Annotated in this window: 22 protein-coding genes and 3 tRNA genes; 12 read left to right on the forward strand and 13 right to left on the reverse strand. The window is 63.4% G+C overall.

Annotated features, from left to right (window positions below; translation table 11 throughout):
• Positions 1 to 176 precede the first annotated feature (176 nt).
• Positions 177 to 731 (forward strand): cytochrome c, encoded by a 555-nt coding sequence (locus AC1DYO_RS14960; RefSeq protein ID WP_477264400.1) that lies wholly within the window; start codon positions 177 to 179, stop codon positions 729 to 731.
• Between the two features lie 9 nt (positions 732 to 740).
• Here the strand turns inward: AC1DYO_RS14960 and AC1DYO_RS14965 are convergent, their stop codons facing one another.
• The 5 genes from AC1DYO_RS14965 to AC1DYO_RS14985 form a co-directional block, all read right to left on the reverse strand.
• On the reverse strand, positions 741 to 1,637 hold the full coding sequence (locus AC1DYO_RS14965; RefSeq protein WP_477264402.1) for a dihydrodipicolinate synthase family protein: 897 nt from the start codon (positions 1,635 to 1,637) through the stop codon (positions 741 to 743).
• Positions 1,638 to 1,766: 129 nt separating this feature from the next.
• Positions 1,767 to 3,836 carry a dipeptide ABC transporter ATP-binding protein gene (locus AC1DYO_RS14970; RefSeq protein ID WP_477264404.1) on the reverse strand — a complete coding sequence of 690 codons (2,070 nt, stop codon included), beginning with the start codon at positions 3,834 to 3,836 and terminating at the stop codon, positions 1,767 to 1,769.
• Positions 3,833 to 4,735 (reverse strand): oligopeptide ABC transporter permease, encoded by a 903-nt coding sequence (gene opp4C, locus AC1DYO_RS14975; protein ID WP_477264406.1) that lies wholly within the window; start codon positions 4,733 to 4,735, stop codon positions 3,833 to 3,835. The genes AC1DYO_RS14970 and opp4C overlap by 4 nt, the downstream gene beginning before the upstream one ends.
• Positions 4,728 to 5,684, reverse strand: coding sequence for an ABC transporter permease (locus AC1DYO_RS14980; RefSeq protein WP_477264408.1), 957 nt, complete (start codon positions 5,682 to 5,684; stop codon positions 4,728 to 4,730). The genes opp4C and AC1DYO_RS14980 overlap by 8 nt, the downstream gene beginning before the upstream one ends.
• Positions 5,685 to 5,773: 89 nt before the next feature.
• A complete protein-coding gene (locus AC1DYO_RS14985; protein WP_477264410.1) occupies positions 5,774 to 7,375 on the reverse strand; it encodes an ABC transporter substrate-binding protein in 1,602 nt (533 codons plus the stop codon).
• 196 nt (positions 7,376 to 7,571) lie between these two features.
• Here AC1DYO_RS14985 and nanR point away from each other — a divergent pair, with 196 nt between their 5' ends.
• Complete coding sequence (gene nanR / locus AC1DYO_RS14990; RefSeq protein WP_477264806.1) at positions 7,572 to 8,273, forward strand: transcriptional regulator NanR; 702 nt, start codon at positions 7,572 to 7,574, stop codon at positions 8,271 to 8,273.
• Between the two features lie 320 nt (positions 8,274 to 8,593).
• Here nanR and AC1DYO_RS14995 read toward each other — a convergent pair whose 3' ends face one another.
• Both AC1DYO_RS14995 and AC1DYO_RS15000 read right to left on the reverse strand, forming a co-directional pair.
• Positions 8,594 to 9,526 carry a dimethylarginine dimethylaminohydrolase family protein gene (locus AC1DYO_RS14995; RefSeq protein ID WP_477264411.1) on the reverse strand — a complete coding sequence of 311 codons (933 nt, stop codon included), beginning with the start codon at positions 9,524 to 9,526 and terminating at the stop codon, positions 8,594 to 8,596.
• Between the two features lie 19 nt (positions 9,527 to 9,545).
• Positions 9,546 to 11,147: a zinc-binding metallopeptidase family protein gene (locus AC1DYO_RS15000; RefSeq protein ID WP_477264413.1), complete on the reverse strand. Its 1,602-nt coding sequence runs from the start codon at positions 11,145 to 11,147 to the stop codon at positions 9,546 to 9,548.
• Positions 11,148 to 11,230: 83 nt separating this feature from the next.
• Between AC1DYO_RS15000 and AC1DYO_RS15005 the strand changes: the two genes are divergently transcribed.
• From AC1DYO_RS15005 to AC1DYO_RS15025, 5 genes are all read left to right on the forward strand, one after another.
• Positions 11,231 to 12,115, forward strand: a complete 885-nt coding sequence (locus tag AC1DYO_RS15005; protein ID WP_477264415.1) for a LysR substrate-binding domain-containing protein — start codon at positions 11,231 to 11,233, stop codon at positions 12,113 to 12,115.
• Positions 12,116 to 12,240: 125 nt separating this feature from the next.
• On the forward strand, positions 12,241 to 13,332 hold the full coding sequence (locus AC1DYO_RS15010; RefSeq protein ID WP_477264417.1) for an ABC transporter ATP-binding protein: 1,092 nt from the start codon (positions 12,241 to 12,243) through the stop codon (positions 13,330 to 13,332).
• A gap of 84 nt (positions 13,333 to 13,416) precedes the next feature.
• A complete protein-coding gene (locus AC1DYO_RS15015; protein ID WP_477264419.1) occupies positions 13,417 to 14,532 on the forward strand; it encodes an ABC transporter substrate-binding protein in 1,116 nt (371 codons plus the stop codon).
• 22 nt (positions 14,533 to 14,554) lie between these two features.
• A complete protein-coding gene (locus tag AC1DYO_RS15020; protein WP_477264421.1) occupies positions 14,555 to 15,388 on the forward strand; it encodes an ABC transporter permease in 834 nt (277 codons plus the stop codon).
• Complete coding sequence (locus tag AC1DYO_RS15025) at positions 15,388 to 16,194, forward strand: ABC transporter permease (protein ID WP_477264423.1); 807 nt, start codon at positions 15,388 to 15,390, stop codon at positions 16,192 to 16,194. The genes AC1DYO_RS15020 and AC1DYO_RS15025 overlap by 1 nt, the downstream gene beginning before the upstream one ends.
• A 16-nt stretch (positions 16,195 to 16,210) precedes the next feature.
• Here AC1DYO_RS15025 and AC1DYO_RS15030 read toward each other — a convergent pair whose 3' ends face one another.
• On the reverse strand, positions 16,211 to 16,492 hold the full coding sequence (locus tag AC1DYO_RS15030) for a hypothetical protein (protein WP_477264425.1): 282 nt from the start codon (positions 16,490 to 16,492) through the stop codon (positions 16,211 to 16,213).
• A gap of 224 nt (positions 16,493 to 16,716) precedes the next feature.
• Complete coding sequence (locus tag AC1DYO_RS15035) at positions 16,717 to 17,079, reverse strand: antibiotic biosynthesis monooxygenase family protein (RefSeq protein ID WP_477264427.1); 363 nt, start codon at positions 17,077 to 17,079, stop codon at positions 16,717 to 16,719.
• Positions 17,080 to 17,207: 128 nt separating this feature from the next.
• On the opposite strand from AC1DYO_RS15035, the gene AC1DYO_RS15040 reads away from it, so the two are divergent.
• Positions 17,208 to 17,281: transfer RNA gene (locus AC1DYO_RS15040), tRNA-Cys, on the forward strand.
• 510 nt (positions 17,282 to 17,791) lie between these two features.
• On the opposite strand, the gene AC1DYO_RS15045 is transcribed toward AC1DYO_RS15040, so the two are convergent.
• The 4 genes from AC1DYO_RS15045 to AC1DYO_RS15060 form a co-directional block, all read right to left on the reverse strand.
• Positions 17,792 to 19,231: an FAD-binding oxidoreductase gene (locus AC1DYO_RS15045; protein WP_477264429.1), complete on the reverse strand. Its 1,440-nt coding sequence runs from the start codon at positions 19,229 to 19,231 to the stop codon at positions 17,792 to 17,794.
• Positions 19,232 to 19,519: 288 nt separating this feature from the next.
• Positions 19,520 to 19,879 (reverse strand): ArsR/SmtB family transcription factor, encoded by a 360-nt coding sequence (locus tag AC1DYO_RS15050; RefSeq protein WP_477264431.1) that lies wholly within the window; start codon positions 19,877 to 19,879, stop codon positions 19,520 to 19,522.
• A gap of 372 nt (positions 19,880 to 20,251) precedes the next feature.
• Positions 20,252 to 20,328, reverse strand: a tRNA-Arg gene (locus AC1DYO_RS15055).
• A gap of 82 nt (positions 20,329 to 20,410) precedes the next feature.
• Positions 20,411 to 20,716 (reverse strand): ETC complex I subunit, encoded by a 306-nt coding sequence (locus AC1DYO_RS15060; protein ID WP_477264433.1) that lies wholly within the window; start codon positions 20,714 to 20,716, stop codon positions 20,411 to 20,413.
• Positions 20,717 to 20,889: 173 nt separating this feature from the next.
• Between AC1DYO_RS15060 and AC1DYO_RS15065 the strand changes: the two genes are divergently transcribed.
• From AC1DYO_RS15065 to AC1DYO_RS15080, 4 genes are all read left to right on the forward strand, one after another.
• On the forward strand, positions 20,890 to 22,074 hold the full coding sequence (locus AC1DYO_RS15065; RefSeq protein ID WP_477264808.1) for a flavin-containing monooxygenase: 1,185 nt from the start codon (positions 20,890 to 20,892) through the stop codon (positions 22,072 to 22,074).
• Between the two features lie 51 nt (positions 22,075 to 22,125).
• Positions 22,126 to 22,202: transfer RNA gene (locus AC1DYO_RS15070), tRNA-Pro, on the forward strand.
• A 520-nt stretch (positions 22,203 to 22,722) separates the two neighbouring features.
• Positions 22,723 to 22,944, forward strand: coding sequence for a hypothetical protein (locus AC1DYO_RS15075; RefSeq protein ID WP_477264435.1), 222 nt, complete (start codon positions 22,723 to 22,725; stop codon positions 22,942 to 22,944).
• Between the two features lie 331 nt (positions 22,945 to 23,275).
• Positions 23,276 to 23,584: a hypothetical protein gene (locus tag AC1DYO_RS15080; RefSeq protein WP_477264437.1), complete on the forward strand. Its 309-nt coding sequence runs from the start codon at positions 23,276 to 23,278 to the stop codon at positions 23,582 to 23,584.
• The last annotated feature ends 198 nt before the right edge of the window (positions 23,585 to 23,782 follow it).

Here is a 23,782-nt window from a genome sequence, read left to right on the forward strand (position 1 = left end):
GGCTGCTTTATTCCGTTGACCTTCCGGTGGCTGGAAGGCCTACGCGTTGCAAAGTAAACAGCTTCAATGATGGACATCGGCCCCATGAGCAGCGGCATCGCGACCGAAGAATCCGACCTGCCGGCGACGTCCCGCTGCCTGCTCATCGACGGATTGGCCGGCATGGACGTGGCGCCGTGAGATGGACGGCGGGAGCGGCGCTGCTGTTGCTGGTCTGTGCCTTCGCAGTGGCCGCCTCTGCCGGCGACGGACCGATCGTGACGGCACGGCAGGCATCGATGAAGGAGATGGCGGCGGCGGCTAAAACCATCGCCGGCATGTTCGACGGCAGGCAAGCCTATGACGCCGCGACCTTCAAGGCGGCGGCGCAGACCCTTCGCACACGCACCGGCCCTGCGCTGATTGCCGAATTTCCGAGCGCATCGCTGGGGCCACCTTCGCAGGCCAGGCTGGAGATCGATCCGGCGCGAGCTGAGTTCGAGGCGCTGGCAAATCACATCGGGACGCTGGCCGGTACGCTGGCCGCCAAGGCCGAGCACGCGCCTGACAGCAGCATTACCGACGACATGCGCATGGGCACCGGTCTGGCAATGGGCGGCGGCAGCCTGCTCGGCAAGCGCCTGGTCCCGGCAGAAGCCGATCCGGCCAAACTGCCGGCGGAGCATATCCTGCATCTCATCTTGCAGGATTGCTCGAACTGTCATTCGAAGTTCAGGCAGAGGACCGAGTGAGGCTGCCTGTCACGCCAGCCACGCCTTGATCGCCGGGCTGGCGAGAACGGTGCGCATCCGATCCTCGGCATCGGCGACAGCAGGCGCCATCGGCGCACGGGTCGGGCCGCAATCGACGCCGATGACCCGGAAGGCCGCTTTCATGCCCGGCAGCACGCCGGTTTCCAGCAGCACTTCGACGAAATCCTGCGACACCATCTGCAGGGTTTTCGCCCGGGCCAAGTCCCCGGCACGGACCGCCTGGTCGATCGCGACATAGAGCCGACCGAGCAGATTGTAGGTCGTGCCGATGCCGCCCTCGGTGCCGAGCATGCCGGCGGCGGCGTAGATCTCGTCGAAGCCGTAGAAGAACAGTTTTTGCGGCTGCCGCTTGCGCAGCAGCGAATATTTGAACAGGTCGGTGGAGGTGTATTTGATGCCGACGACATTGCCGAGATCGAGGAGCCTGACCAACAGGGGAAGCGGCAAGGGGCGGCCGGTGCGCAAGGGGATTTCGTAGACGATCAGCGGCAGGTCGGTCGCCGCCGCGAGCGCCTGGTAATAGCCGAATACCTCCTCGTCGGAGAACGGATAGGAATGCGGCGGCAGCGCCGACAGCGCGTGATAGCCAAGCTTTTTCGCCTGCCGCGCGAGGCGGATGGAATCACGCAGGTTCGGCATGCCGACATGGGCGATCAGATTGACGCCCGACCCCGCAGCACCGGCGAACACCACCTCCTGCTGCGCCAACAATTCGTCCACCGTCAGCAGGCCGGACTCGCCGCTGCTGCCGCCGACATAGAGTCCGGCCAGGCCCTGGCGCAACACGTAGTCGTTGATGTTGCGCTGGCGCTCGGGGTCGAACTCGCCGGCATCGCTGAGGCCGGTCATCAAGGCGGCATACATGCCCGCTAGTTCTCTGGTCATTGCTTAAGCCTTCGGTGCTGTCAGGATTGTCTCGGGGAAATCGGTGCCTGAACCAGTGATTCCGGTTCCGGCGCTATGGCTTTGTTTCGGCATCTTTTTCGGTAGCCGGCTGGAAATCGGAGGCATCGGTCAGACCTCCCCGGCATGGTGACAGGCAACGAGGTGCTGGCCCGAAGCGGACGAGCCGAAATCGCGCGATTGCGGATCGACCTTGCCACAGATGTCGGTCGCCTTCGGGCAGCGGGGATGGAAATGACAGCCGGGGGGCGGCTTCGACGGGTCGGGCACGCCGCCGCCGAGCACGATGCGCCGGCGCGTGCCGCCGGCCTTCGGGTCGGGCACGGGAATGGCCGACAGCAGCGCCCGCGTATAGGGATGCAGCGGGGTGCCGAACACCGCCGCCGTGGCGCCGATCTCGACGATGCGGCCGAGATACATTACCGCGACGCGGTCGCTGAGGTAGCGGATCATCGACAGATCGTGGCCGACGAACAGATAGGTCAGGCCGAGGCGTGTCTTCAGGTCATCAAGCAGGTTGACGATCTGCGCCTGGATCGAGACGTCGAGCGCCGAGATCGGCTCGTCGGCAATGATGAATTTCGGATTGGTGGCAATCGCGCGGGCAATGCCCACGCGCTGGCGCTGGCCGCCGGAAAGCTCGAACGGGTAGCGGTTGCGCAGCGCTTCCCTCAAGCCGACCAGCGCCAGCAACTCGCTGACCCTGATATCGCGTGTGGCGCGGGTGCCGATCTTCTGGGCGCGTAGGCCTTCGCCGATAATGCGGCCGACGGTCATGCGCGGATTGAGCGAGCCGAACGGGTTCTGGAACACCATCTGCATGTCCCGGCGGCGCTGGTTCAGCTCTTCGCCGGTTGCGCCGGCATAGTCCCTGCCCTCGAACACAATGCTGCCGGCGCTCGGCCGCTCCAGGCCAAGCACGGCGCGGCCGGTCGTCGACTTGCCGCAGCCGCTTTCGCCGACCAGCGCCAGTGTTTCGCCGCGCAGCACCTCGAAGCTGACGCCGTCGACGGCATGCACCGCGCCGACCTGCCGCCGCAAAACGCCGCGCCGGATCGGGAAATGCACTTTGAGATCGGTGACAGTGAGCAGCGCCTCCTGCCCGGCCGCACCAGGCGGCTTCGCTGCCGATGCCGCGGCCGGCGAGCGTGGCAAATGGTCGACCTCCCGCCAGCGCCAGCAAGCGGTGGTGTGGCCGGCGCCAACCGCTTCCAGCGGCGGCTTCGCCTCACGGCAGCGCGCCTCGGCGTAATCGCAGCGCGGCGCGAAGGCGCAGAAGGTCGGCGGCAAGGTGACGTTGGGCGGCGCGCCCTTGATCGGCACCAGCCTGGTGTTGTCAGCCGTCAGCGACGGGATCGAGTTCAACAGGCCGATCGTGTAGGGGTGCGTCGTTGCCGAAAACAACGCATCGACCGGCGCGCTTTCGACGATCGAGCCGGCATACATCACCGCGACGCGGTCGACGAAGCCGGCGACCAGGCTGAGGTCATGGCTGATCCAGATGATCGCCATGCCGAGCTGCTTCTGCAGGCTGCCGACCAGTTCTACGATCTGCGCCTGGATGGTGACGTCGAGCGCCGTCGTCGGTTCGTCGGCGATCAGGATCGACGGCTTGCAGACCAGCGCCATGGCGATGCCGATGCGCTGCAACTGGCCGCCCGAAAATTGGTGCGGAAAGGCGCGCATGCGCTGCGGCCCGTTGGCGATGCCAACCAGTTCCAGCATGTCGAGCGCCTGGCGTTCGGCCTCGGCTTCGCTCAAGCCCTGGTGCTCGCGCAGCGCCTCGGTCAGTTGCAGGCCGATGGTCAGCACCGGGTTCAGCGACGACATCGGGTCCTGGAAGATCATGGCGATGTCGCGGCCGCGTATCTGGCGCAGTTCGCCGTCGGGCATGGCCAGGAGGTCGCGGCCGCGAAACAGCGCCCGGCCAGCGGTGACGCGGCCGGGCGGTTTGCGGATCAGGCCCATCAGCGTCTGCACGGTGACCGATTTTCCCGAGCCACTCTCGCCGACAATGGCCAGCGACTCGCCTTCGGCAAGTTCGAAGGAGACGTCGTTGACGGCATAGACGGAATTGCCACGCGGACCGAACTCGACGCTCAGTCCTTGCACGGAAAGCACCGGTGCCTGCCCCGGCAGTTCGGCAGGTTGATCATGGGCGAGCGTGTCCGGCCGCATCATTTGCCGCCCATAATGTGCTGCGGGTCAAGCGCATCGCGCAGGCCGTCGCCGACGAAGTTGATGCTGAGCACGGCCATGGCGATCATAGCGCCGGGCGGGATCCACATCCACGGCTGGCTCTCCAGGATCGACAGCGTGCGGGCATCGCGCAGCATGTTGCCCCAACTGGCAGCCGGCGCCTGCGCGCCGAGGCCAAGGAAGGAGAGCGACGCCTCAAGCAGAATGACGGTGGCCACGTCGAGCGTGATCGCGACCAGGATCGGGCTCAGCACATTGGGCAGGATGTGTTCAAGGATGATGACCGATGGCGAGGTGCCGAGCGAACGCGCCGCATGGATGAATTCCTGGTTGCGCAGCGCCAGGATCTCGCCACGCGTCAGCCGCGCGATGGACGGCCAGCTGAGCAGGCCGATCACCACCATGGTGTTGAAGATGCTGGGTCCGACGACGGCGACGAAAGCGATGATGATGACCAGGCGCGGAAAGGTCAGCACCATGTCGATGAGGCCCATCAGCAGAAGGTCGACCTTGCCGCCGAAATAGCCGGCAACGCAGCCGATGAAGATGCCGATCGCCGCCGAGATCGCCACGGCAACGAAGCCGACGGTCAGCGAGATGCGGCCGCCATAGAGGATACGGGCAAAGATGTCGCGGCCGGTGCCGTCGGTGCCCAGCCAATGCATGCTGCCAGGCGGCTGGTTGCGGCCTCTGAGATCGATATCGTTCGGCCCGTACTGCGCAATCAGCGGCGCCAAAACGCAGGCGAGCACGATGATGGCGAGCATGATCAGGCCAAGCGTCGCCAGCCGGTGCTGCAGGAAGCGGCGCGCTGCCTCGCCCCACAGGCCGCGCGAGGCGCCGGCGGCAATCGTCATGTCGGCGGCGGTGGCGTCAGTCATAGCTCACCCTGGGGTCGAGCACGCTGTAGGCAAGGTCGGTAGCAAGGTTGGCCAGCATGACGATGATGGCGGTGATCAGCACATAGCCCATGATGACGGGGCTATCCCGGTTCACGACGGAATCGATGAACATCAGGCCGATGCCCGGCCACTGGAAGATGGTCTCGATCACCACCGAGCCGCCGAACAAAGTCGGCAGTGCGAGGCCGAAGACCGTGACCAGCGGGATCAGCGCATTGCGCAGGCCATGGCGCAGCGTGATCGTGCTGGGGCGCAGGCCCTTGGCCTTGGCGGTGCGCATATAGCTCTGGTTCAGCACTTCGAGCATGCCGGCGCGGGCATAGCGCATGAAGATGGCGGCGCGGAACAAAGCGAGCGCCGCCGCGGGCAGGATCAGGTGCTTGAGATTGTCGAGCAGCGAAAAACTGTCGCCGGCGGTCGAGATGCCCGACGACGGCAGCCAGCGCAGCTCCAGCGCAAAGACATAGACCAGCAGCAGGCCCATGAAGAAATCCGGGATCGAAACGCCGACAAAACCAGAGAGTGTCAGCGAATAGTCGGTGAGCTTGTATTGCCGCAGCGCCGAGATCACGCCGAGCGCGGTGCCGATGATGAAGGCAGCAAGCAGCGCCACGCCCATCAGCTCCAGAGTCATCGGTAGCCGCTCGGCGATAATGTCGCCGACGCCGCGGCCATTGACGAAGGAGCGGCCGAGATTGCCGTGCAGGATCTGGCCGATCCAGTTGAGGTACTGGATGTAGAGCGGCTGGTCGAGGCCGAGCTCGCCGCGCCGCATGGCGATCAGCTCTTCGCTCGACGGCGCCTCCGCCGTAATCATCGCCAGCACCGCGTCGCCAGGCATGGCATGGGCGATGGCGAAGACGATCACGGTAACGCCGAACAGCACCGGAATGCTGAACAGCAGTTTTCGCAGGAGATAGCTGAGCACCGGCCTCTCCTATGGCTGAAGGCGGCTCTGAGACATCGGATCGTGAGGCTCCAGCGGAGCCCCACGACCGGCAAGGGTATCGGCAGTGGCTATTTCGCCACTTCCCACTTCTCGACTTCGTTGTAGACCGGGTGATTGAAGATCACGAGCGGCTGCTCCTTGAAGTGCTGGGCAAGGCCGACGATGCGGTTGTTGAAGGCCAGCGGCCGCACCTCGTTCCACAGCCAGGCTTTTGGCAGGTCCTGGTTGAGGATGCGCGAGGCCTCCTGATAGCTCGCGGCGCGCACCGCGCGGTCGTTGGATTCCAGTCCCTTGTTGAAGAGTTCGTCGACCTTCGGGTTGCAGTAGCCCATGGCAAGCGGCTTGGCGCCACAGACCACCAGCGGCGAGCCGAGCGAGGGATCGAGCCCCATGCCGTTGGCGAAAAAGCCCATCTGGAAGCTGCCGTCGGCGTAGACCTGGTTGATCGCCGCCGGATCGAGCAGGCGCGGCTGGATGTTGACACCGACGGCGGCCAGATAGCTCTGGATGGCGGTGACGGTGTCGACGTTCATCTGATCGGAATAGTAGTAGATGAAATCGACCGGCTGGCTGGCGTCCCAGCCGGCGTCGGTCAGCAGTTGCTTGGCCTTGTCGGGATTGTAGTCGTAGGGTTCGAGGTCCTTGGCGCGCGCCCAGTCTTGCGGGAACAGCGTGTTCAACAGTTCACCGGCGCCCTGCTTGACCGTCTCGATGATGGCCTTGCGGTCGATGGCGTAGAGCATCGCCTGGCGCACACGCACATCGGCGAAGCGCTTGTTCTCCAGGTTGAACTGCAAATAGGTCGGCAGGCCGGCGGAGAATTTCGGCAGCACCGTCAGATAGTCGAGCTTCTGCAGGCGCGGCAGTTCGGAGATCGGCACGCCGCCGCCTTCATAGGACATGGCGTCGACTTCCTGCGTCTCCAGTGCTGCGATGATCGGCGGCACGTCCTTGTAGATCTGGTAAATGATGCGGTCGAGCTTCGGCGCGCCGAGGAAATAGTCGGGGTTGCGGTCGACCTCGACATATTGGTCGCTCTCGTATTTCTTCCAGATGAACGGGCCGGTGCCGACGCGGTTGACCCAGAAGGCGTTGCCCTTGATGTCGGCGGGTGCGACCTTGCCGAGAATGTGTTCGGGAAAGATGCTGATGGCGATAAGCTGCAGCTCGACCCAGAGCGGCTTGGCGCTGTCGAGCTCGATCTGGACGGTCATGTCATCGAGTGCTTTCACTCCGGCAAGCGAGGAGGCCGAGCCATCCTGGAAAGCCTTGTATCCTGCGACCGCGCCAAGCTTCTGCGCCCAGGGCGAGCCGACCTTGGGGTTGGCGTAGAGGTTGAGGCTGAACACCACGTCCTTGGCGGTGAAGGGCGTGCCGTCATGCCATTTGACGCCGTGGCGCAAGTTGAAGATGTAAGTCTTGCCGCCGTCGGGCGTCTTCCAGGCCTCGGCCAGCATCGGCTGCACGCCGTCGCCCGTCCATTTGATGTGGACGAGACCCTGCAGAACCGTCTCGTCGAGCCTGTGGCCGCACGTGGTGTGCAGCGTGCCCATCTCGATGCAGCCGGTGCGCATCGCCGAGCGGAACGTGCCGCCATCCGTGGCCTTCGCGGCGCCGACAGCAAACGTCAGCGCCAGCGCCGACAGAAAGCTCATCAACAGTCTTCTCATGGAATTTTCCTCCCGTTGCTTTCGCCGGCCGAAATCGAGGCCATGCCCCTGCTCCAGGCCGATTTCGCGCCAGATCCTCGTCTGTCGCGCGACCGCCGCGCCCATCGGCAAAACGGCGACCTCCATCCCTTCGATTGCGCAAGATCCTCGCTTGCGGCGACTGGTCTAATAGCTTAAAAGGTAGACCATGCACAATATGCCAGTTCGAAAAAAATTGTCGGATGAAGTTCGCCTTCGCCTGGAGGCGATGATCCGCGACGAGGTCTATCCGGTCGGCGCCTCGCTGCCGTCCGAGCGCGACCTGATGTCGATGTTCGACGTCGGCCGCCCCTCGGTGCGCGAGGCGTTGTTTGCGTTGGAAAAGATGGGGCTGGTGCGCATCAACAGCGGCGAGCGGCCGAAAGTGACGCGGCCGACGCCCAAAAACATGCTGGAGCAACTGACCGGAACGGCGCATCTTTTGATGGATCAGCCCGACGGCATTGGCCATTTCGAGCAATTGCGGCTGTTTCTCGAGGTCTCAATCGCGCGCCATGCCGCCGAGGTGGCGACACGCGAACAGATCGACGCGCTGGCCGCCGCGCTGGCCGAAAACGAGCGTGCCATCGCCCGGGCGCGGGCCTTCGCTGTCACCGACGTCGCGTTTCACCGCGCCTTGACCGTCATCCCCGGCAATCCGATCTTCCTCGCCGCGCATGAGGCGCTGGTCGAATGGCTGATCAATCAGCGCATCCACATGGCCAACACCGAAATCGAGAATCGCAAGAGTTTCGCCGGCCACCAGGCGGTGTTCGAGGCGATCGAGCGCCATGACCCGGAAGCCGCCGGGCAAGCGATGCGCGCGCATCTGGAAAACGCCAGACGCAAATTCAATTCAGGTTCGGACAGACCGGACTAGCCAGTTGATACGCGGCGAGTGGCTCACGCGACAGCGCTCTGGTCCAACGCAAAAAACCCGCCGCTCAAAAGCCGGCGGGCTGACATCAAATCATGCAATTCGATCCGGTTGTCGCTAGCCAGGACAGCCTAATTTCGGCCTGCAACGGCCGCAGACGCTCAGGGAGCGGGCTTCGACGAGATTGAAGCGACCACCGATCCGAGCTTGCCTGCCTTGGCCAGGCTCGGCTTTTCATAAGATTTCTTCACAGAATCCCCCTCTATTGATCGAATCAATTTCCCCTCTCAGGCCTGTTTTGTCAAATGCGACAACCCGTGCCCTTACGCCGGCTCGCGCTTGAGCGCTTGCGCCATGCAGTGGATGCCGCCGCCGGTCTTGGAGATCTCGCTCATGTCGACGGCCGCGACCTCGAAACCGCGCGCCTTGAGCTGGCCGATCAACGACTGGCTCGAGGTCGGCGCGATGACCCTGTCCTTGCCGAGCGACATGAAGTTGCAGCCGAGCGCCATCGTATCCTGGAAGGGTACGTCGATGATCTCGTGGCCCTTGCCCTTCAGCCAGTCGACAATGCCGGGCTCGGTGCAGGCAAGGCAGACGGCGGTGAGCTTTTCGGCGATCGGCACCACCATCAGGTCGATATGGACATAGTATTCGTCGATGAAGGCGATGCGGGTTTCCCAGCCCTCCTTGTCGAACCAGGCCTGCACCTGGCGGGCGCCCTCTTCCTGGGTGCGGGCGCCGCCGCAGCCGATCAGCACCACCCCCTCCTCGATGACGTTGAAGTCGCCGCCCTCGAAGGTACCTGCGGTGACCATGTCGTAGATCGGGATGCCGAGCTTTTCATAGGTGCGGATGGCGGCATAGTTTTCCCCGCGCCGCCACCAGTTGGCCATGGCGGTGATGAAGGCGCCATAGGGCGTCATGACGCTGGAATCGCGGGAATAGACCTGCATCGGCAGTTCCGGCGTCGGCTCATGCCAGTGGATGTTGACACCGAAATGCTCGTAGGCGGCGACGAGGTCCTTGTGCTGCGCCTGCGCGATCTGGACGTTGCAGGGCGCCTCGCGCAGGTGCTTGCGCGACAGCGAGCTGGTCGAAAGGTGGCGCAGGAAGTTGGGCGAACCGAGCAGCACGTCGGTCAGCACGTCGGTCTCGTTGGCAAAACCCCATGATGTCAGCGGCTTGGTGCCGCCGGCGGGATTGCGGCGCTGCAGTGAAAACGGCTCGGCGACGATGCGGTCATGGACGGTCATGGGGTTCTCCTCGATTTGACTATGCAGCTTGATTGGATTGACTGCTCGGAATCCACCAGTCGCGCCCGCGCGCTGTGGTGACATATTCCGGCCAGCGGAAATTGATCGGCGGGTCATAATCGCAAAGCGGCGCGATCCACTTCGAGCCGCCGATGCCGCCGCCGGTGCGGGTGACGAATTCGTCCATCGCCGCATCGCGCACGGTCTTGTCGTCGAGCAGGCGGAGTGCCGCCAGCGCTACCGTCTTGGCAGCACAAATGACCATCGGATCGATGGTGGCCGAGATGCCACCCAGCGCATTCATCGCCCAGGACGGATAGGCGTGGCCGTTCGCGGAACGCAGCGCCGGGCGGGCGACATAGAAGCGCGCCGTCGGGGCGTGCCAGCTCATATCGGTATAGTCGTCGGAGGTCGAGTTGATCTGCGACGGCGGCAGGTCGCGGCGCAGGATCGCCTCGGCCTCTTGCGGCGCGATCAGCCGCTCCATCTCGTCGATGAACGGGTTTTCGGTGGCGGTGCCGCCGGCATTGACCTGGACTTCGCGGGCGATCGCCTTCGCCGCCTCATCCCAGTGCGGCGGGCCGACCGCGGACAGCGCTTCAAAAGTAATCCCTGCCATGGCGTGGTTAGCGAGACCCGGCCGCGACTTCGACACCCAATGGCGCTCGTAGCGGCAGCCGCTGATCGCGGCGGCCGCGGCCGCATTGCGGTCGAGCACTGATGTGACCTGCTCGGCCATGGCAATGGTTGGCACGCGGATCATGTACTGGATCTCGGAGAGCCCCGCCGGCAGATTGTCGGCGGTCGCCTGCCCTGCCGTCAGGATCGCCTCACTGATCGACCAGCCGCCTTGGTGCGGCAGCATGGAATCGCGCAGCGCCTTGGAGGCCATGTACATGGTCATCAGTGCATCGTTGGCGCCGGGCGCGCGCACCGCCGAATGCGCCTGCGGGATCGGCGCGCCATCGCCGGCGCGCACCCAATGTTCGGGTTCGTCGCAGACAAAGCGGTAGATCATTGCATAGGCCGCGCCGCAATGCGTGTCCCAGCGCACGGTGTTGCAGAGCGGCAGCATGTAGAAGGGATGGAAGGAGATCATGCCGGCAAGGCCGTCATAGTAGCCTTTTGCCGCGTGGATCGGCTTCGAGCCCCGCACCTTCTCCGCCGGCTCGCCGGTGAAGCGCAACGTGCCCTCGATACCGTGGCGCTGCATCGCCGCCTTGGTGGCCAGAAGCCCGCCGAGGCTGGCGACGCCAAGTCCGGAATGCGGATCGGTGTGGCCGCCGGCCTCGCTGCCGAGGCCCGGGCGCGGCCGCCTCACCGTCGCCGCATCCTGGCAGTTGCCGGGCACGGCGTCATATTCGGCGTACATGCCGATGGTCGGACCGGGACCGTTCGTCCAGTGGGCGCAGAAGGCGGTCGGCATGCCGGCCGAGCCTTCTTCGACGGAAAAACCCTCATGCTTCAGCCGCGCGACATACCAGGCCGCCGACTGGTATTCGCGCCATGCGGTCTCGCCGAAATCGAAAATGGTGCGCGTCCACGCCGACAGCGACGGCTGGATGCCATCGAGACAGGCAAGCGCGGTGGCTTGTGCCGAGGTCGTCACCGGTTTCTCCATGCGGCCCAAGAAAGCAGTGAAGCGGCTTTCCAAAAAGTGATATGTTTTCCCGGTTCGTGCAAATTCGGTTCACCTGAGGCTTCTTGCGAATACCCTCCACACAGGCGCTGCGCGCCCTTGATAGCTTTGCCCGCCACGGCAGCGTCTGGCGCGCCGCCGACGAACTGCACCTCACCCGCAGCGCCGTCAGCCATCAGCTGCGGCTGCTTGAACGCGATCTCGGCTTCGATCTGCTTGAGCGCATTGGCAAGGGCGTGGCGCTCACCCCGCGCGGCCAGCGTTATGCGGCCGATGTGAGGAAGGCGCTGACCGTGCTTGGCGACGCGGTAACGCGGCAGGCCGGCACCGGCGTTGGCGGCTCGTTCGCCGTCTCCTGCACGCCGGGCTTCGCCTCGCTGTTTTTGTGCACGCATATTGGCGAGTTCCGGCAGATGTATCCGGATGTGGCGCTGTCGATCCTGACACCGAGGCGCCTGGACGATGTCAGCAATCCGGACGCCGACGCCTTCATCGCCTTTGGCGTCGGCAACTGGCCGAACCGGGCGGTCGATTTGCTGTGCGAAATCTCGTTCACGCCGCTCTGCAGTCCGACCTTGCTCAACAAGGTCGGCGGCTTTTCCAAACCGTCCGACGTGCTGCGCGCCAACCTTCTGCACCTCGGCGATACCGAGGACTGGGCGCGCTGGCTGGCGCTGTCCAAGGTGGAAAACCCCGACACCGAAGGCGGCATCTTCTTCTCGGACATGAACCTCGTCTTCTCGGCGGCGATCGCCGGCCAGGGCATTGCCCTGGGCGACGAACTGACCAGCCGCCGGGCACTGAGCGAAGGCCGTCTGGTGCGCCCCTTCGACATCGCGATCCCCTCGCCGCGTTCGTATTTCCTGGTGTCCGAGCATGCCAAGGCGAGCCATCCAGTGCTGGAGGCGTTTGCGGGGTGGCTAAGAGCGAAACTGTCGGAAGTTAGCTAATCTCCCCCTTGAGGGAGATCAGGCGCCACCCGTGAATCAAATTTGCCGATCCGGCGAAAACTATTCGGTTGCGGTGAGCCGGCGCCCTGCCCTACGCTCAGGCCACGATCAAAGGAAGAGGCAGGATGCAGCAACCCGGCCGGGCCGCAGAGATCAAGGCAATCGGGATCGGCAAGAGCTTCGGCTCGTTCCGTGCGCTGGACGATCTGTCGCTCAATATCGGCCGCGGTGAGTTTTTGACGCTGCTCGGTCCCTCCGGCTCGGGCAAAACCACCTTCCTGATGATCCTGGCCGGCTTCGTGCAGCCGACTGTCGGCAAGCTTTTCAGCGACGGCGTCGACGTCACCGAGCGGCCGGCGGAGCAGCGCGCCGCCGGCATGGTGTTCCAGGGCTATGCGCTGTTTCCGCACATGTCGGTCGAAGCCAACATCGCCTTCCCGCTCAAGGTTCGCAAAAAGTCCGCAGCCGAGGTCAAGCGCCGCGTCGCCGAGATGATCGAGCGCGTCGGCCTGAAGGGCCATGAGACCAAGCTGCCGGCGCAGCTTTCCGGCGGCCAGCAGCAGCGCGTGGCGCTGGCCCGCGCGCTGGTGTTCGAGCCAGGCGTGCTGCTTCTCGACGAGCCGTTCTCGGCGCTGGACAAGAGCCTGCGCGGCCAGATGCAGGCCGAGATGAAGCGGCTGCACCAGGAGACCGGCACCACTTTCGTCTTCGTCACCCACGATCAGAGCGAGGCGCTGGCGCTGTCGTCGCGCGTCGCCATCTTCAACCATGGCAAATTGCTGCAGGTCGGTGCGCCGGACGAGGTCTACGACCGCCCCGCCAACCGCTTCGTCGCCGAGTTTTTGGGCGAGATCAACATGCTGCCGCTGAAGGGTGTGAAGCGCGTCGACAATGGCTCCACCGCGCTCTGCGAGGACCGCGCGATCACGCTGCGCGGCAATGCCGAAGCGGTCAACGGCAATGCCATATTGGCGATCCGCCCCGAGCATATGTCGATCGCGCGCGAGGCAGCCGCCGGCGAGAACGGCATTGCCGCAACGGCCGTCGGCTCGACCTATCTGGGAGCGGCGACCAAGCTCGACCTGACGACGCGCCAAGGCGCCAAGGTTACCGTATCGGTGCCGAACGAGGTTGCGGCCGCGGCGCTGAGCAAAGGCAATTCCGTCTGGCTGACCTGGCCGGCGGAAAAAGGTTTCCTCCTTCCGGACGGAGGATGACGACCAAACCGGCGAAGTCTTCCAGCAAAGAATCTGGAGCGCGCCACAACCACCTGAACGACCAACGAAAAAAGGGGAACTGACATGAAAAACGAAACCAAAAAACAAGCCATGGACGGTCTGTACGCCAGGACAGCGCGCGGCGAGATTTCGCGCCGGCAATTCACGCAGCTTGCCGCCCTTCTGCTGGCCGGCACGCCGATGCTGCTGCGCTCGACCGGGGCCTTTGCGCAGGCCAAGGAGCTGGTGCTGGTCAACTGGGGCGGCGATGCCCTCACCGCTTATGACGCCGCCTACGGCCAGGCCTTCACCAAGGACACCGGCATCACCGTCAAGATGGACGGCTCGGGCCCGACCGAAGGCGCGATTGCCGCGCAGTTCAAGAGCGGCGCGCCGACCTGGGATCTCGTCGACGTCGACCCGTTCTCCGCCATCACGCTCGGCGCCCAGGGCGCGCTCGAGCCGATCGACTACACCATCGTCGACAAGAAGAAGATGCGCGAAGGTTTTGGCTGGGAGTACGCCGCCTCGACCTATTTCTTCTCCTATGTCATCGCCTATGACTCGGAGAAATACGGCAAGGACGCGCCGACCGGCATGGCCGATTTCTTCGACGTGAAGAAATTTCCGGGCAAGCGCTCGCTCTACAAATGGGGCGTGTCGAGCTGGGAAGCCGCACTTCTCGCCGATGGCATCGCGCCGGCCTCGCTCTACCCGCTCGACCTCAAGCGCGCGCATGACAAGATCGCCGCCTTCAAGGAAAACGTCGTGGCCTATTGGGGCGGCGGCGCCGAGAGCCAGAGCGTGCTGCTCAACGGCGAAGCCTCGATGGCCATCGTCTGGTCGACACGCGCCTCGCTGATCGAGCAGGACTCCGGCGGCAAGATCAAGTTCATCTGGGACCAGGGCCTGATCTCGCCCGGCGCGCTGGCCGTGCTCAAAGGCAACCCCGGCGGCAAGGACGCAGCGATGAAGTTCATCGCCAGCGCCCAGGATCCGCAAAAGCAGCTGGTGATGTTCGACAAGCTGGGACAGGGTCCGGCCAATCCGGCCACCGACGCGCTGATCCCCGCCGACAAGAAGCGCATCAACCCGGTCGATCCTGAAAACATGAAGAAGCAAATCGCGCTCGATATGGACTGGTACGCCAAGAATTACGGGCCGGCGCTCGACGAATACACCAAGATCATCTCGGCCTGACCAGGCCGAGTGCGACGCTTCGATGAGAGGCACCCTCTCCGACAGGATGGGCGCGGCGCTGTTGATGGCGCCGCTGCTCCTGTTTCTTGTGCTGGCGTACGCTTGGCCGTTCCTCGGCGTCGTCAAATGGAGCGTCACGCTGCCGACGCCTGGGCTCAGCCAGTATGGCGCCCTCGCCACCGACGCGCTGGTGCAGTCGGTGTTCATTCGCACGCTGCGCATTGCGCTGATCGTCACCGTGGTTTCGGTGGCGGCAGCCTACGCGATCACCATGGTATGGGTGCGCGGCAGCCCGGCGCAGCGCATAATCGCTGAGTTCTGCATTCTCGTCCCGTTCTGGATCTCGGTGCTGACCCGCGCCTTCGGCTGGGTGGCCCTGCTCTCCAACCGCGGCTTGATCAACACCTGGCTGCAATCGATAGGCTTCATCTCCGAGCCGCTGGCGCTGGTGCGCAACGAATTCGGCGTCATCGTCGGCATGACGCATTTCCTCATTCCCTTCGCGGTGTTTCCGCTGGCATCGGCCATGCGCAGCCTTGACGAGCGCGTGCTGCTGGCGGCGCGCGGGCTCGGCTCCAGCCGCATGCGCACCTTCTGGACCGTGTTAGTGCCGATGACGCGCTCCGGCATCATCGGCTCGGCGATGATCGTCTTTGTCTTTTCGCTCGGCTTCTTCGTCACCCCGGCGATCCTCGGCGGCGGCCGCAGCGTGATGATCGCCGAGCTGATCTATCTCAGGATCTTCCAGAGCCCCGACTGGGGATTGGGTGCGGCGATCAGCGTCGTGCTGGTGTTGTTCGTCGGCGCGCTGATGGCGCTGCTGTTCCGCTATGTCAGACCGAAGCAGCTGATCTGATGCCGACCTATCGCCCCGGTCCCGTCTCGCTGATCCTCGCCGTGCTGGTGGCGCTGTTCCTGCTCTTGCCGCTGCTGGCCGTCATTCCGGTATCGCTGACGCCGAGTCGCATGCTGGCGATGCCGACGGGCGAATTGTCGCTGCGCCACTACCGCTCGCTGATCGAGGATCCGCGCTGGCTCGACGCCATCCTGCTGTCGATCCGCATCGGCATCGTCAGCAGCGTCATCTCCACCGTGCTGTCGCTCTGCTTCAGCCTGGGTGTGTGGATGTTCCAGCCGCGCTTTACCGCAGCCTTGGTCGGCTTCGTGCTGTTGCCGATGGTGGTGCCGCCGGTGGTCTCGGCGATCACGCTCTACTTCCTGCTGACGTCGATCTCCGGCATGAGCTCGTTCTTCGGCTATGACACCTGGCTCGGCGTCGCCATGGCGCATTCTGTGATGACGGTGCCTTTCGCCACGGTGCTGATCCTGGTCTCGCTCAGCCAGCTCGACCGCCGCATCGATTTGGCCGCGCGCGGCTTAGGAGCCAGCGTGTGGGAGCGCGCGACGCGCATCATCATGCCCAACATCAAGTTCGGCATCGTCACAGCTGCGCTGCTGTCCTTCGTGCTGTCCTGGGAAGAGATCGGCGTCACGCTGTTCATCACCTCGGTCAACGCCATCACGCTGCCCCGGCTGATGTGGATGGGCCTGCGCGACAACATCGACCCGGCGATCGCAGCCCTTTCGGTGATCCTGATCATCATCACCGTGCTGGTGCTGGCGGTGAGGAGCGTGGTGGTCAAGGTGCGCGGCGGGCAGTAGGCCGGCGACCGAACTCCTACGCGCTGGCGAGGTCGCCATAGACGACGACGTGATGCTCGACGAATTCCGGCTTGTTGATCAGGTAGTGATCGTCCTCGGGATAGTAGTGGGCCCGCTCAGGTTGTTCGCCCGCATACGCCTTTACCGCTTCCATATCGGTCCACCAACTCAGAGCGCAAATCTCCGTAACGCCGTCGCCAAGGTCGCGCAGCGTGATCTGGTGACCGAGATTGCCCTTGGTCGTGCTAAGCTCGTCGCCACCAGTCCCTGCCACGTAACGCGAGTATTCGGCAGCCATCTGAGTGCGCACCGTCCCACACCACCTTCGAAGAATTACCTGCTCGACCATACGCGGCTCATATCGGGATTGAACAATTTGGCCATGTTGGCATCTAGCGGGGACAAGGTCCAGACTAAGGATATCCGAAGCTGAAGAAGCGCTAGTGGCGGCCCGCAGCGCCTTGCCGATGTCTCTCCGCTTGCACGATTCTGGCGTTAAAACCGGCCAACATCCAGTGCCCCTCAGTCCTGCGGCCCGATCGTGCCATGGCTGTCGCCGCCGACCATACCGTGGCTGGAACGGATGCGCAGCACCTGAACGCTCTTCTGCAATTCGATCAGGAACTCCTTGTCGCGGTCGAGATGGTGGATGCTTTTAGGATCGCCGCCGGTGAAGGCCGCCATCGCCGCGACGCTCTCCCAATAGGAGATGGTGATGAATTCCGAATGCGTCGGCGTGTCGTCGCGAAAGGTCTGCACGCCAAGCGCTTTCTCGATCAACGGCTTGATGCCGGCCTCGTAGTTGTAGCGCTCATATGCGTCGGCCTTGTCGGGCAAGGTCTTGCCGCGCCAGATACGCGCGATGGTCGGGGTTTTCGCTGCCATCTCCCATAAACACCTGAAGGTGAGCCGCGTTCCGAACATCCGGCGGCGGCAGCCGGATCCGATTCGAAACCTGCGAGCGGGGGCCGGCCAAGTTGACTATGTGTCGCGGTCCATGCAGGAGGCGTCATGGTCTGAGGGCGGGACGGTGACGCATCGGTCTGCAAAACCGACGTAGTGGGTTCAATTCCCACTCAGGCCTCCATACTACCGCTTTGAAATTATTGGCGATCCCGACAGGAAGGCCAGCGCTCTAATCTGCTACCGGACCGTTGGCCTGTTGCCTGAACAGGCCGACAATTTATCGCAGCGCTTTAGGCAGCGTGCAGCGTCGGGATGGCACTGACGTCGACTTGGCGCTTCAGGGGCATTGAGACCCGGGCCTTGAGGCCGGCCACCCGGCCAGACCGGCGCCAATCGGTGCCCATTGTCAGGCTGCTCGCGCCCGGCGCAGCTTTTCGGCGATGTAATGCAGGCCCGGCCCCGTGAGCGGTCTTTCGGTCGCCAGGAAGTCATCCAGCATGGCAAGCAGTTCGCGCGAACGATGGTCGCCTCATATGCCAATCATAGGCGACAACCAGAAGCCACGGCCAGAGGGTGCGAGTGGACTATCCGATGCCGGCCTCAACCCGCTCCGAACCGAAGGTCAATGCAGCAAAATCGATTCCGATATTCGCACGCACGAATCTTCGGTTCGGGATCACGCTCTGCCGCCTCAAGCGGCGCGCTGGTTTTCTTTCGGCCGCAGATTCTGGTTCATGCGGAACAGGTTCAGCGGGTCGTAGCGCTGCTTGATTTCCAGAAGCCGGCGATAGTTGCCGCCATAGGCCGCTTCGACCCGGTCGACCTCGTCCTCCGGCATGAAGTTCACGTAAGCCGTGCCGGCGGCATAGGGCTTGGTCGCCTCGTAGATACCACGAGCCCAATCGATGCAGGCCTTGTCCATTGTCGGTTCGCGCCAACGGGCGTGGACATTCATGACGAAATGCGAGTTGCGCTGCGGAAACGCCGTTGCATCCGCCGCCACACGGCCCGCCACGCCACCGACATGACCGATGAAAATTTCACATTCGGGGCCTGGAAGCCTGGTAATCGCCGCAGTGGTGGCCCCAATCGCGCCGTCCGAAAGCTCGGTCAGGTCATGGCTCTTCCAATAGTTGCGGGCGCCGGGCGTCAGCAGCGGGTCGAAGGCCTGCTGCCAGCCGGTGAACGGGTTGGGGCCGACGACATCGGCAATCGGCGTGCCGATGGCACGAAGCTTCTGCGTCGCCTTTTCGCCCGCCTGGATGTCGCCGCAATAGCACATGGCCAAAACCAGCACCTCCTTGCCATGCCATTCGGTCGGCAGGAACGGTAGCGGCGGTGCCTGCCGCATAACCACCCAGCAGGTCAGTTCGTCGGGCGCGGTTTCGAGCGCCTTGCGATAGTCCCGCAGCACCGTTTCGGCATCGGCGAAGGGATGGACGACGAGCCCCGACAGAACCTGCGGACCCATCTGGTGGAGTTGGAACTCGAACGCCGTGACGACGCCGAAATTACCGCCGCCGCCACGCAGCGCCCAGAACAGGTCCGGATTGTCCTTCTGGCTGGCGCGCAGCAACTTGCCATCGGCGGTGACCACATCGGCTGAAACAAGATTGTCGATGGTCAAGCCGAATTTGCGGGTGATCCAGCCGAAGCCGCCACCCAGCGTCAAGCCTGATATGCCGGTGGTCGAGTTGATTCCCGTCGGCACCACCAGGCCAAAAGCCTGCGTTTCCCGGTCGACATTGACGAGCGTGGCGCCGGGCCCGACCCATGCCCGTCGCGCCACGACATCGACCCGCACCGACTTCATCGCCGACAGATTGATCATCAGGCCGCCATCGCAGACGGCACTGCCAGCAATGTTGTGGCCGCCGCCGCGCACGGAGACGAGAAGCCTGTTTTCCCGGGCGAAATTCACGGCACTGATGACGTCGGAGGCGCCGACGCAACACACAATGAGACCGGGGCGCCTGTCAACCGTCGCATTCCAGACGGTGCGTGCTTCGTCGTAGGCGGCGTCGCCCGCCTGAAGCAGTGTGCCGCGCAATTGTGCCGAAAGCGCTTCAAGGACCGCAGCGTCGACGGTCGTCTTGCCGCGTTCAAGCGTGGTGAGGCTCATGCTGTTCATGGTTTCCTCCCGATTTTTGTTTGTGAGCCGTTCTCCCCCAACGCTTCGAACTGTGCTCTTATATTAGAAATCGCGCAAGTTTGGCGCGGACCGGCGCTGCGCCCATGTTGGCGCCCAACGACGTGCGGTCTGGCCGGCATGGACGACCCAACGCTGGAGGGCGCAAAATCGTCGAAAATGTCGAAAATACTGGCGATCAGCGCCGGGATGGCGCCGCCATCGACTTCGCGCGTTAGCGGCAATGAAGCCCGGCCATAAGGGTCAACCAATCCAGGCCGATGCCTGTTCTCAGGCTGCTCGTGCCCGGCGCAGTCTTTCGGCGACGTAATGCGGCCCCGGCCCCGTGAGCGGTCTTTCGGTCACCAGGAAGCCATCCAGCATGGCAAGCAGTTCGCGCGCCGCACCGGACGAGCAGAAATAGTAGACCATCTGGCCGTCGCGACGGGTGTCGACAAGGCCGAAGGCGCGGAGTTTGGCAAGATGCTGCGACAGGGCCGATTGGCTGAGCAGAACTTTCTCGGCAAGAACACCGACCGAAAGTTCGCCGCCGGCCAAGTGGTTCATGATCAAAAGCCGCTTCTCATTTCCCATCAAGTTGAGAAAGGCGGCGGCGGTTTCGACATTGACGGCAAGTTTTTTCGAAATCATCGATTCCACATACTTTCACGTTCATCCGGCGCCAGGGGCAATGGCGCCAGCAGACCTGTGGATGCACCGTTGCGATGACTTTCCTCGCGTCTCGCCCACTCAACCGAGGCGACCTACGGCGAAAACCAGCGCCAAGTTCCAGCTGGCATAAGCCAAAAATCCAGTCAGAATCGTCGGACTAAAGTCTTAGCCAATGTCAGACCAAAGCCTACCAGCGATGCGCTCATTCTACAAGACCATAACGATATATGCCGGCGACCTGCTTTTCAGGCAGCATGCAGGGATGGCGCTGACGTCTACTTCGCGCTCCGCGAAAACAGGGCGAGATGTTGGAACTTTTAGAGCGGCGCCTGAGCTAAACCATTGAATTATTGGCGATCCCGACAGGATTCGAACCTGTGACCATCGGCTTAGAAGGCCGGTGCTCTATCCAGCTGAGCTACGGGACCGCTGGCCGGCCAAGCCGTTTGATATCTTGGCCGTTTGATATCTTGGCCGGCTGATGTCTTTGCGACGGACGCTGCCCGCCGGTCAATGCGTCCAGGGTATCCTGCGGTCATAGCGGAAATTTTCCGCATAGGAAATCTGCCGGCGCTTGGTCTCCTTCGGCTCCTCGACGCGGAAGGCCAGCCCCTGCTTTTCGGCATAGGCCACCGCCTCTTCCCTGGTGTCGAAGGTGAGCCGGATCTGGCTCAGCATGTCGCCCGATGTGGTGTAGCCCATCAGCGGGTCGATCTTCTTGCGCTGCGCGGGATCGAATTCCAGCACCCAATAGCCGGTCTTGGCCTTGCCGGACTGCATCGCGGTTTTGGCTGGGCTGAAAATACGCGCGGACATGGGCACCTCGTGGCTGCGTTGGCGGCAGCGCCGCCTTATTTCAGTCAATACTGTGCAACACTGCCGACGGCAAGGCCGAAGCGGCCTGCAACCGGGCCGCTTGGCGAGCGGCATAGGCCCGATACACTGGCGTGGCATCAAAAGTCATGGTCATCATGGCGACACAGAGAGGCATGGACGCAGGGATTTTGCACGCTGAGGCCGGCCAACAAGAGATTTTCGACGGCGTGATCGTCATCGGCGCCGGCGGGGCCGGGCTGACCACAGCCCATGCGCTGCTCAAGGCCGGCGTACAAGTGATGGTGTTGGAAAAGGAAGCCCGGCTGGCCGAGCCATGGCACCGGCGCCACGCACAGCTTCATCTCAACACGCATCGCGATCTCTCGGTACTTCCGGGCGTCAGCTTTCCGCCCGGCACCCCTGCCTTTCCGCATCGAAGTGCCGTCATTCGCCATCTGAACGAATTCAGCGCCAGACACCGGCTGCCGGTCGAGTTCGGCGTCGCGGTCGACGAGATCGCCTTCGACGGCGACCACTGGCTGGTGCGTACAAGCGCCGGACCGCGATTGGCGCGCCATGTCGTCATCGCTACAGGACGCGACCGTCAGCCCTTCATTCCAGCCTGGAAGGGCATGAAGACCTTTGCCGGGCGGATCATCCACTCGGCCGAGTTCGGTGACGCCAACGACTATGCCGGCCGAAAAATACTGGTCGTGGGCGCTGGCAATTCCGGCTTCGACGCGCTCAACCATCTGGTGCGGGCCGACACTGGGCAGATCTGGCTGTCGGCGCGCAACGGCCCGGCGCTGCTGCCCAAGCGCATCGGCCAGATCGCTGTCCACCGGTTTTCGCCGATGCTGGCGCGGCTGCCGTTCAGGCTCGCCGATGCGGTGATGGCGGCGACGCAGCGGCTGGTGTTCGGTGACCTCGCCGCCTTCGGCCTGCCGCCGACGCCTTCGGGCGGGGCAAGCCGGCTGGCGTCGGATTACACCGCTATCGCCACCGATGACGGCGCCGTCGACGCCATCAAGGGCGGCCGGATCATCGTGGTGCCGACCGTGCGGGAACTCACCCGCGACACGGTCATTTTCGACAATGGCATGACGATCCAGACCGATATCGTCATCGCGGCGACCGGCTACCGCACCGGGCTCGAGACCATGTTAGGCAAGCTCGGCGTGCTCGACGAAAAGGGCGTGCCGCTGTTCAACGGCGCCGACCACGACCCGAAACTGCCGGGCCTATGGTTCACCGGCATGCGGCCGAGCATCCGCGGCTGCTTCGCCAACGCCCGCATCCAGGCCGAGGCGATCGCTGCCAGGATTGCGGGGGAGCGCAGACCGCCAAGTCCGGTTTGACGTTTTAGGGGTTGCGCGGCAGGGCCCGGAACCTTATACGCCGCAGGGCCTCGGAGTGTAGCGCAGCCTGGTAGCGCATCTGGTTTGGGACCAGAGGGTCGGGAGTTCGAATCTCTCCACTCCGACCATTCCACATCCCTTTGGCGTCAATATCTTAGCGTTTTCATAGGCTTCCATCTGGTGGACTGCTTAGAAAAGGTGCTAAGAAAATGGCGGGCAGGAAGTGGCGCTGATTATGGATTGGGACTCGGAGCGGTCTCAGGATTACGTGACGGGGAGGAGCATCAAGGGCTCCGCCAAGGGCTATACCCTAATGAACTGACATAGCGAGCGGGCCGGAAAGGCAGGAGCGGACGGATAGGCGGCGTGTAGGCGGACATCGAGCCCCCACCACATGAGCCTGCCTTCCGCCGTTCACCAATTACAACACTATGAAACAATTCTGGCGCAACCGCGAGATAGGAGTATAATTAGGTGTTGTTTAGCTCAGGCTCGGCAACAGGTAGGAGGAGTAGGCTTACCGTACGCCCCCCCCGTGCGGGCCTGTCCGTCGCCCTCCCCTCCGCGACGCTCCTCCTACTGGCCCTCCGAGCCGGGCCTTGAGGACAGGGCTGGCCGTCCTCAGCCTAGGTTGTGGAGGACTGAGCGATGTCCGTTACCGACCAAGCTTTAAAATTCGGCATCCTGAGCGCCAAGGAGTTGGCTCTATTGAGTGGTGCGTTCGACATGGCATGTCGTCAACGTCTGGTAGACGACCATTCGTTGGAGGCGCAAATCGTAGCGGAGGAAATCGTTGCAGCTTACCGACATGGGGTGAGGGACAAGGACGAACTGATCAAGGCCGCTGGAGCCTCATCACACATCGGGTAGATCGCGCCGCCCTCGGCCACGCGTGCATCTTGGTATGCCCGGTAAGGCCGCCCCGGTTGAAACTGCTTAGAAATATTGCTAAGAGATTGCGGGCGGCCTTTTTACTAATGCTAACGATATCAGTACGTTAGAGGGACATACGGAAGCTGAGAGGCGTTTTCGAATCTCTCCACTCCGACCATTTTTCTTCACCCGCAAAATTCGTCTTGCCCAACGTCGCCACGGCTTCCCTGCCGCTGGCGTATGGCGATGCTTCGGCTGAACGCTGTATTTGTATTGGAACGCGAACCCGTCCTGCGAGTTGAGTATTATTCAACCCAGGGAGCCAATAATGAAAACGCTGCTCATCGCCTCCATGATCGCGTTCGCCGGAACGGCAGCCTTTATCGCGCCGACACAAGCCGCCAGTCTGATCATCCAGTCCGATGACGGCGACCAATATTCGTCCGACGATGGCGATATACAGATCCGCCGTCATCACGATCGCCAAAGAATCTACGACGACGATGAATATAGCGACAACCAGGACAATGACGGCCAGTGGCGCCGACACCACCGCCATCACCGCTGCCATATCGAACTGGTCAAGCATTGGCGCCATCACCACAGGGTCGTCGAAGAGGTCAGGGTCTGCGGTTGATCTGATCGTTGCAGACATGCTCCGGCCGGGGTTACCGGCCGGAGCACCAGGCTGACCTAGGCACCCGCCCACCTCCGCCAGGCTGGTGGCGCGCCCTTGACCGTCCGCCCGCCCTTTGCCAGGCAACGCGATCCAGCCTTCGTTTAGCCGTACCGGTAGACGGTTTCTCATGCCTTGAGAACGAAGGGGCGCCTATAT

The sequence above is a fragment of the Mesorhizobium sp. P2_F5 genome, assembly GCF_056403715.1.

What these genes read in the sequence shown, in the direction of transcription:
- AC1DYO_RS14995 (WP_477264411.1), bottom strand. Translation starts at nt 9,526, where the DNA reads ATGACCGTCCATGACCGCATCGTCGCCGAGCCGTTTTCACTGCAGCGC.
- AC1DYO_RS15025 (WP_477264423.1), top strand. Translation starts at nt 15,388, where the DNA reads ATGCCGACCTATCGCCCCGGTCCCGTCTCGCTGATCCTCGCCGTGCTG.
- opp4C (WP_477264406.1), bottom strand. Translation starts at nt 4,735, where the DNA reads ATGACTGACGCCACCGCCGCCGACATGACGATTGCCGCCGGCGCCTCG.
- AC1DYO_RS14965 (WP_477264402.1), bottom strand. Translation starts at nt 1,637, where the DNA reads ATGACCAGAGAACTAGCGGGCATGTATGCCGCCTTGATGACCGGCCTC.
- AC1DYO_RS15015 (WP_477264419.1), top strand. Translation starts at nt 13,417, where the DNA reads ATGAAAAACGAAACCAAAAAACAAGCCATGGACGGTCTGTACGCCAGG.
- nanR (WP_477264806.1), top strand. Translation starts at nt 7,572, where the DNA reads ATGCCAGTTCGAAAAAAATTGTCGGATGAAGTTCGCCTTCGCCTGGAG.
- AC1DYO_RS15030 (WP_477264425.1), bottom strand. Translation starts at nt 16,492, where the DNA reads ATGGCTGCCGAATACTCGCGTTACGTGGCAGGGACTGGTGGCGACGAG.
- AC1DYO_RS15065 (WP_477264808.1), top strand. Translation starts at nt 20,890, where the DNA reads ATGGACGCAGGGATTTTGCACGCTGAGGCCGGCCAACAAGAGATTTTC.
- AC1DYO_RS15000 (WP_477264413.1), bottom strand. Translation starts at nt 11,147, where the DNA reads ATGGAGAAACCGGTGACGACCTCGGCACAAGCCACCGCGCTTGCCTGT.
- AC1DYO_RS15075 (WP_477264435.1), top strand. Translation starts at nt 22,723, where the DNA reads ATGTCCGTTACCGACCAAGCTTTAAAATTCGGCATCCTGAGCGCCAAG.
- AC1DYO_RS15035 (WP_477264427.1), bottom strand. Translation starts at nt 17,079, where the DNA reads ATGGCAGCGAAAACCCCGACCATCGCGCGTATCTGGCGCGGCAAGACC.
- AC1DYO_RS15050 (WP_477264431.1), bottom strand. Translation starts at nt 19,879, where the DNA reads ATGATTTCGAAAAAACTTGCCGTCAATGTCGAAACCGCCGCCGCCTTT.
- AC1DYO_RS15060 (WP_477264433.1), bottom strand. Translation starts at nt 20,716, where the DNA reads ATGTCCGCGCGTATTTTCAGCCCAGCCAAAACCGCGATGCAGTCCGGC.
- AC1DYO_RS15010 (WP_477264417.1), top strand. Translation starts at nt 12,241, where the DNA reads ATGCAGCAACCCGGCCGGGCCGCAGAGATCAAGGCAATCGGGATCGGC.
- AC1DYO_RS15020 (WP_477264421.1), top strand. Translation starts at nt 14,555, where the DNA reads ATGAGAGGCACCCTCTCCGACAGGATGGGCGCGGCGCTGTTGATGGCG.
- AC1DYO_RS14970 (WP_477264404.1), bottom strand. Translation starts at nt 3,836, where the DNA reads ATGATGCGGCCGGACACGCTCGCCCATGATCAACCTGCCGAACTGCCG.
- AC1DYO_RS15045 (WP_477264429.1), bottom strand. Translation starts at nt 19,231, where the DNA reads ATGAACAGCATGAGCCTCACCACGCTTGAACGCGGCAAGACGACCGTC.
- AC1DYO_RS14985 (WP_477264410.1), bottom strand. Translation starts at nt 7,375, where the DNA reads ATGAGAAGACTGTTGATGAGCTTTCTGTCGGCGCTGGCGCTGACGTTT.
- AC1DYO_RS15080 (WP_477264437.1), top strand. Translation starts at nt 23,276, where the DNA reads ATGAAAACGCTGCTCATCGCCTCCATGATCGCGTTCGCCGGAACGGCA.